The 6,813-nt window shown below is 65.1% G+C and carries 7 protein-coding genes; 4 read left to right on the top strand and 3 right to left on the bottom strand.

Annotation, left to right across the window (positions count from 1 at the left end; all coding sequences use genetic code 11):
• Positions 1-88 precede the first annotated feature (88 nt).
• Genes ED21_RS11355 through ED21_RS11340 form a run of 4 tightly spaced genes read left to right on the top strand, consistent with a single transcriptional unit; the run spans position 89 to position 2,896 of the window.
• Positions 89-805: a M48 family metallopeptidase gene (locus tag ED21_RS11355; RefSeq protein ID WP_006834048.1), complete on the top strand. Its 717-nt coding sequence runs from the start codon at positions 89-91 to the stop codon at positions 803-805.
• A 32-nt stretch (positions 806-837) separates the two neighbouring features.
• Complete coding sequence (locus ED21_RS15815; RefSeq protein ID WP_006834047.1) at positions 838-1,308, top strand: hypothetical protein; 471 nt, start codon at positions 838-840, stop codon at positions 1,306-1,308.
• Positions 1,289-2,278, top strand: a complete 990-nt coding sequence (gene ribD / locus ED21_RS11345) for a bifunctional diaminohydroxyphosphoribosylaminopyrimidine deaminase/5-amino-6-(5-phosphoribosylamino)uracil reductase RibD (protein WP_006834046.1) — start codon at positions 1,289-1,291, stop codon at positions 2,276-2,278. The genes ED21_RS15815 and ribD overlap by 20 nt, the downstream gene beginning before the upstream one ends.
• Complete coding sequence (locus ED21_RS11340) at positions 2,279-2,896, top strand: riboflavin synthase (RefSeq protein ID WP_006834045.1); 618 nt, start codon at positions 2,279-2,281, stop codon at positions 2,894-2,896. It begins immediately after the preceding gene.
• Positions 2,897-3,015: 119 nt separating this feature from the next.
• Here the strand turns inward: ED21_RS11340 and ED21_RS11335 are convergent, their stop codons facing one another.
• The 3 genes from ED21_RS11335 to ED21_RS11325 all read right to left on the bottom strand — a co-directional run bounded on the left by ED21_RS11335 (position 3,016) and on the right by ED21_RS11325 (position 6,781).
• A complete protein-coding gene (locus tag ED21_RS11335) occupies positions 3,016-4,602 on the bottom strand; it encodes an amino acid permease (RefSeq protein ID WP_006834044.1) in 1,587 nt (528 codons plus the stop codon).
• Between the two features lie 442 nt (positions 4,603-5,044).
• Positions 5,045-5,593, bottom strand: coding sequence for a GNAT family N-acetyltransferase (locus tag ED21_RS11330; protein ID WP_006834043.1), 549 nt, complete (start codon positions 5,591-5,593; stop codon positions 5,045-5,047).
• A 6-nt stretch (positions 5,594-5,599) separates the two neighbouring features.
• The gene (locus tag ED21_RS11325; RefSeq protein WP_006834042.1) at positions 5,600-6,781 is read right to left on the bottom strand and encodes an aromatic amino acid transaminase; all 1,182 of its coding nucleotides are present in this window, start codon (positions 6,779-6,781) and stop codon (positions 5,600-5,602) included.
• Positions 6,782-6,813 lie beyond the last annotated feature (32 nt).

Here is a 6,813-nt window from a genome sequence, read left to right as displayed (position 1 = left end):
GCGTGATCAGCGAGGACGAGGCCGGACCGCTCGAACACCACATCGTCGAATGGGGTGACGGCGAAGAGGAGCGGGAGGAGGACGCGGCATGATCGAATGGCTTCGCGACGCGCATCCCGAGATCGAGATCGCCGGCCGCGTCCTGCCGATCGAGCTGCGCCGCCATCCGACCGCCAAGCGCCTGACCCTGCGCCTCGCGCCCGATGGAAGCGCGGTGCAGATCACCCTGCCGCGCTGGTGCGCCTCGAAGGAAGCCATCGCCTTTGCCCATTCGCGCGCCGACTGGCTGGCGCAGCAGGTGGCCAAGGTTCCGCCACGCCGCGATCCGGCGAGCGAGCGCGCCTTGGACTATCGCGGCCGCCGCCTGTCGGTCGACTGGAGCGCGGACGCACCGCGAAAACCCGCGCTGACCGACACGTCGCTCCGCATCGGCGGCCCCGAGGACAAGCTCGGCAAGCGCCTGTCGCGCTGGCTCGAGGCGCAAGCCCTGGCCCTGTTCGAGGAAGACGCCGGTTTTTACTGCTCGCGGGCCTCCCTGCCCGTGGCTCCCGTCCGCCTGACCCGCGCCAAGCGCCGCTGGGGCAGTTGCTCCAGCGAGGGCGTGCTGCGATTGAACTGGCGGTTGGTGCAGGCCCCCGACACCATCCGCCGGTCGGTCGTCGCGCACGAGGTCGCTCACTTGGCCCATTTCGACCATTCGCCCGCCTTCCACGCCTTGCTCGGCTCGATCTACGAGGACGATATCGAGACGGCGAATCGCTGGCTCTCGCAGCATGGCCGCTCGCTCTACGCCAGCTTCGGCTAGCGTTCATCGTCGCGGCGTATTAAGTAACCATCATGCGCTATCGATCGAGGTTCAACGCCGCCGGCGGCATTGCCGATTTCTGGAACGAGTGGAAGAAGCCAACGCCCTACCGCTGGCCGATCCTGGCTGCGTCCTTCCTGATGACCGGCACGCTGTTCTTCTGGCTGACCAAGGAAGAATATTACTACCCGCCCGAAGTGCCGCAGGTGACCTATATCACCACCTTCGCCGAAGGGCGGACGGACGAGGAAATCCGCCAGTCCAATCTCGAGAACCAGGCCCTCAAGGACGAACGCCAGGCCGAGCGCGAACGGATCGAGCAGCGCCGCCGCGATATTTACAAGGCGCTTGGTGCCGCCACCGGTGTCGATGTCGAGGCCATGGAAGCCGAAGCCGAGGCCGAACGCGCCGCCGAAGAACAGGCCGAGCGCGAGCGGCTCGACGGCCTGTTCGGCGGTCGCGACGGCAATTCGGGCGAGCAGATTGATCCCGACAGCGAGTGATGCGCGCTGGCTGGATGCGGCCGCGCGGCTTGCGTCGCGCGGACGGCCGCTTGCCCGGCCCAATCCGGCGGTAGGCTGTCTTCTCGTGAACAAAGGCCGCGTGATTGCGCGCGGCTGGACGCGTGAGGGCGGAAGGCCCCATGCCGAGGCGGTTGCGCTCGAACAGGCGGGCAGCGCGGCGCGCGGGGCCACCGCCTATGTCACTCTCGAACCCTGCGCCCATCGCTCGACGCGTGGTCCGGCCTGCAGCGACCTGCTGGTCAAGGCGGGCGTTGCCCGCGTGGTGGTCGGCGCGCTCGATCCCGATCCGCGTACTTCGGGTGAAGGCCTCGAACGGCTGCGCCGCTCCGGGATTGAAGTCTCGCAAGATTATACAGAGGCCGTCAAAGCGAGCCTGGCCGGCTATCTCATCCGTGCGCATCGCGGACGCCCTCATGTCACGCTGAAGCTCGCCCTGTCGCTCGACGGCTGCATCGCCATGGCCGACGGGTCGAGCCAGTGGATCACCGGCGAGGAAGCACGGGCCCATGTTCATTCGCGCCGCGCGATGAGCGACGCGATACTCGTGGGTGGCGGCACCTGGCGGCAGGACAAGCCGCACCTCGATGTGCGGCTGCCGGGGCTGGAGGATCGCAGCCCGGCGCGCGTCCTCCTCTCCCGCGGCGTTCCGCCCGACGGGGTGAAGGTTATCAACGATCCCGCCCAGATCGCGCAGCTCGAAGGCGTGCACTATCTCTATGTCGAAGGCGGCGCAGGCGCGGCGGCAAGCTTCGTGCGCGCCGACCTCGTCGACCGGCTCGAAATCTACCGCGCGCCGATCCTGATCGGGAACGGCGCGCCCGCGCTTGGCGATATCGGGCTCGGCAGCCTTGCCGAGGCGCATGGCCGCTGGGTACTGGCCGAGACCCGGCGGCTTGGCAGCGACACCTACACCGCCTATCGCCGCACCAGACAGGAGGATCAGGCCTAAATGTTCACCGGCATCGTCACCGCCATCGGCACCATCGAAAGCGTCGAGCAGCGCGGCGATACACGCGTGGAGGTCGCCTGCCCGTTCGATCCCGACACCATCGACATCGGCGCCTCGATCGCGTGCTCCGGCGTGTGCCTGACCGTAGTTACACTAGGCGGCACGAAGGGAGACGCGCGCATCGGCTTCGACGTTTCGGGCGAGACCGTCAGCCGAACCGTGCCCGGCATGTGGGAGCAGGGCCGCAAGCTGAACCTCGAACCCGCCCTGCGCCTAGGCGACGAGCTGGGCGGCCACCTCGTCACCGGCCATGTCGATACGGTGGGCGAGGCCGTGTCCAAACGCGAAGAGGGCGGCTCCTGGCACTTCGCCATCCGCATCAGCCGCGCCTTCGCCCCCTTCGTGGCGGAGAAAGGCTCGATCACCGTCGACGGCGTATCGCTGACCGTCAACAACGTGCGCGACCGCACCGACGGCACCTGCGACTTTGCGCTCAATATCATCCCCCACACCGCCGAAGTGACGACGCTGGGCGATCTCTCCGAAAGCGACAGCGTCAATCTCGAAATCGACGTGCTGGCGCGGTATCTGAGGCGGATGCAGAGCTTGGCGGGTTAGTGGCGGCTAACGACCCGATTGCGGACGGTTAGCATCAGCATCTATATGACCTCGAGCAGCATAGAGAAAGGTGCGTCAGGCTAACGCAAATCAAGTGGTTCGAACGGATTGCATGACGGCTATGAGCCGTTGGGCTCGTCGAAACCGGGGATCCCGGGTTCGATTTCCGCATACTCGGGCTCGTGCACCTCGACAATGCCCCGCCCCAAGTGGCTGTGCCTGCGACTGTAGGCAAAGTAGATTACCAGTCCGATAAGCGTCCAGATCGGCAGCACGAACATCGCCTCCGTGGGCAGGTTAAGGAACAGGAAGGCGCAACCGAAAATCGTCGCCGGACCGACCAGCCAAAGTGCTGGAGTACGGAAATCGCGCTTCCGGCCAGGATCGCTGCGGCGCAGCAGCATCACAGCCACCGCCACCATTAGGAAGGCATAGAGCGTTCCCGCATTGGCGATGTCTGCGAGCTGACCCACCGGGAAGAACGCCGCGCCAAACGCCACGATTACGCCGGTGATGGCGGTCACCACATAGGGCGTGTTCCACTTGGGGTGGACCTTTGAAAGCCCCTCTGGAAGCAGCCCGTCGCGGCTCATCACAAAGAAGATGCGGGTCTGCGCGAACAGCAGCACAAGAATGACCGAAGGCAGAGCGAAAAACGCCGCAATCCCGAGCATATTGCCCACGCTGGAAAACCCGATCTGTCGCAGCACATGGGCCAGTGCCTCGTCCGAGCAGACCAGCGAGGCAGCGTATTGCGGCATCGCGCATTGCAGAGCGAGCTCTTCCGAACCGGCCGGGAAAGGAATCCCGTCCGGCCCCATGATCGGTTGCCCGCCGATCGTGCCGATTGCACCCGCCGCAACGAAAATATAGAACACGGTGCAGAACAACAGCGAGCCGACCAGGCCGATGGGCACGTTGCGCTGCGGGTTCTTGGTCTCTTCCGCCGCGGTCGAGACCGCATCGAAGCCAACATAGGCAAAGAAGATCGTCGCCGCCGCGCCGACCGCGCCGACCCCGGAACCGAAGCCGCCGAATACTCCCGCGGGCAGGAAGGGATTGAACTTGTCGACGTCGAACTCCGCGCTGGTAAACGTCAGCGCGATGAAGACGGTGAGCGCGACCACCTTGATTAGGACCAGCACCGCGTTGACGCGGGCGCTTTCATTGGTGCCGATCATCAGCAGCCAGGTGATCAGCAGTGCAATCACCAGCGCGGGCAGGTTGATGAAGCCACCCGGTTCGCCCCCGAGCGCCAGCGGCCCGGCAGCCAGCCATTGAGGTAGCTCTATCCCAAGAAACTCGTTGAGGATCGTCCCGGCGAAATAACCCGACCAACCTACCGAGACCGCCGCTGCGGCGATGGCGTATTCGAGGATAAGCGCCCAACCCACCGTCCAGGCGAGAAACTCGCCCATAGTGGCGTAGGAATAGGTGTATGCCGAACCCGCCACCGGGATCATCGATGCGATCTCGGCATAGCATAGTGCCGCGACGATGCAGACAAGCCCGGCGATCACGAAAGCGAGCATCAGACCAGGCCCGGCCTTCTGTGCACCAGCTGCGGTGAGCACAAAAATACCCGTCCCTATGATACAGCCGATCCCGAACAGCATCAGCTGGATCGGCCCCAGAGTGCGCTTGAGTGCTTTTTTCTTCGCCGTCGCGAGAATCGCGTCGAGCGGCTTTACTCGGTCCAGAAGCATTGGCCGGAGATCCTCAGGCCCGCAGCGGAACGCTTCCGCCCTGCCAGCCCATCTTGTCGCGAATTAGTCACTTTTCGACGCTTGGCAAGCGACAAAGAGCAGCGTCCACCAAGTCCAGGCCCTTCAGGCCGGTCACGCCTTCCTTGTTTGTCCAAAAGAATGTCAGGACATCGAACTGCCGACGCAGGCTGAGGTCATTGGTTACAGATATGGCGGCATACGTCTGCCGGCGGGAGCCCTACGTTCGCTTCCCACCCAATACCTGCGATTTCCTACTGCCAAAGTCTTTGCCACATCCTCACGGATGGACCTGCACCGCTCACAAACCGAATTCGCGCGCCCGCTGCGCGGTTTCGCCTCGGAGAAATTTCCTACCCAGGACCGTGCTCCACCCGCTCCATCCTGTAGCGCTGCCCTGCGGCAGTCCAACTTCTCTCCTCCACTACGCAAGCGGTCCGCGCGCGAACGCCTCGCGGGTGATGGCATACACAAGGTGGACCACGCGCTTGCCCTGATAGCGTTCCAGTTCGTAGTGTTCGGTGCGCACCGCGCCGATAGCTTCCAGCGCGTTTCGCGAGCGGTAGTTGGTGTCGCCGACGCGGAACTCGACCACGTCGATCGCCTCGAAGGCATGGGCGAGCATGGCGCGCTTCATCTCGTGGTTAAGGCCCTTACCCCAGCACGTGGGCGCAAGGAAGGTCCAGCCGATCTCGACCGCATCGGCTTCCTCGTCCAGCTCGACCTCGCCATAGCGCGAGTGGCCGACGATCGCGGAATCGCTTGTGCGCACCACAGCCAGCCCGCCACCCGAGCCGAGGCTCTCATCGAAGAAGGCGTCGAACACCTCGCGCCGCCAGCGGTCGTGGATCGGGTGCTGTTCCCACACGCCAGGGTCCGACGCGATGGCGTAGAGCGCCTCGCGGTCAACCTCGGCCAGTGGGCGCAGGTGCAGCCGCTCGGTCTCCAGCACGGGTTGCCGGTCGAGCGTCATGCCCGCTCAGCCCTTGGTCACATTACCCAGCGCGGCGATGAACTTGTCAATATTGTCCGCGTGCAGCCCGGCCACGTTGATGCGGCCCGAGCCGGCCATGTAGATCGCGTGATCCTCGCGCAGGGTCGCGATCTGGTCCTTGGTGAGCGGCAGCATGGCAAAGAGGCCGTTCTGTTCCGCCAGCGCGGCAAGGCCGAGGCCCGGCACCTCGTTATCCGCCGCACCCAGACGATCGCGGACGCGGCGCATGCGGGCGCGCATCTCGTCAAGCTCTTCCAGCCAAATTGCCGTCATGCCCTCGTCTTCAAGCAGCAGGCGCACCGCCGCACCGCCGTGATCGGGCGGCATGGACCAGTTGGCGCGGGCCAGCGCGTTGGCGTTGGAGGCGATGGCGGCAAGCTGCCCCTCCTCGCGCGCCATCATGTAGAAAGCGCCCACACGGTCACGATAGAGGCCGAAGTTCTTGTCGCAGCTATAGGCGATCAGCGCCTCGGGCACCTTCGCGAGCACGGTGCGCACGCCGGCCACGTCTTCCTCCATGCCCTGCCCCAGACCCTGGTACGCAATATCGAGGATCGGGAGCACGCCGTCTTGCGCAAAAGCATCGGCAATCGCGGCCCATTGCGCGTCCGTATAGTCGATGCCGGTCGGGTTGTGGCAGCAGCCGTGCAGCAGCACCGCCCCGTCACCCTTTGCATCGCGGATGGCGCCCAGCACGGCGTCGAGATCGGCCGTGCCGTCGTCGCTCGCGTGGTTGAAGGTGACGATCTCCACCCCGACGTCCTCGAGAATCTGGGCATGGTTCGGCCAGCTCGGCACGCCGAGGAAGATGCGCTTCACGCCGGCCTTCACCGCCAGCGCGACGGCAAGGCGGACCGCGCCCGTCCCGCCGGGGGTCTGCATGCCTTCGATACGGGATGCCAGCGGCGATTTATCGCCGAAGATATAGGGCATCAGCGCCTTCACGAAGCCGCCATCGCCTTCGGGGCCGAGGTAGCTCTTGGAATCCTGCACCTCGAGAAGCTTACGCTCCGCCTGCTTGATCGCGCGGAAAACCGGGGTCGCGCCTTCATTGGTGCGGTAGACGCCGACGCCGAGATCGATCTTGTCCTCACGGCTGTCGTCTGCGTGCATCTTGATCAGGGCGAGAAGGGCGTCGGGCGCTTGTGCGGAGAGTGTGTCGAGCATGGCCCGCTCTTTGCGCAGATATGCTTGAGGCC

This window comes from Erythrobacter sp. SD-21, from assembly GCF_000181515.1.
GTDB lineage: Bacteria > Pseudomonadota > Alphaproteobacteria > Sphingomonadales > Sphingomonadaceae > Qipengyuania.
Note: the sequence above shows the minus strand (reverse complement) of the source record. Positions and strands in the feature narration are given on the sequence as shown.